The organism is Mesorhizobium sp. WSM4840 (genome assembly GCF_055811755.1).
Window position 1 is genome coordinate 1 of record NZ_JBVVQD010000133.1, and the last position, 425, is coordinate 425.

A 425-nucleotide genomic window follows, 5' to 3' on the forward strand; every position below is an offset into this window, starting at 1 on the left:
GCGCAACAATTCACCGAAAAATGTCAATGTCTGCACCCCAGCTCCCCATTACTGGATCTGCCCATAAGGCAGGAGTTGTAGGCGATGCGCCACTCGCCGCAGTCCTCGCAGGCCTCGACATGACCGCCGAGCGCTGCGGTGCGGCAATGCTCGATCGCCGACATGACCTTAAGCTGGCCGAGGCTGAGGTGCCCTGCATGTACGGCCCGGTAGGCGGGGCCGGCAGCGCGGAAGATGTCGGCGACCTCGATCGAGGCGCGCACGGCTCAGCCGTCGGGAGAGATCTCTGCCTCCTTGAACAGGCCAAGCTTGTCGAACGGGCTCGTGACGGTGCGCACCGTCCGGGTCGCGACCTTGGTGTAGAAGGCGGTGCTATTTAGCTTGGCGTGCCCGAGCAGGACCTGGATGATCCGGATGTCGGTGCC

General features: G+C 64.0%; 1 pseudogene. It reads right to left on the reverse strand.

From position 1 onward, the window contains the following. Window positions 1-68: 68 nt before the first annotated feature. Window positions 69-263: pseudogene (locus AC0L3I_RS37010) on the reverse strand (transposase zinc-binding domain-containing protein); the annotation flags it as partial. Window positions 264-425: the final 162 nt, after the last annotated feature.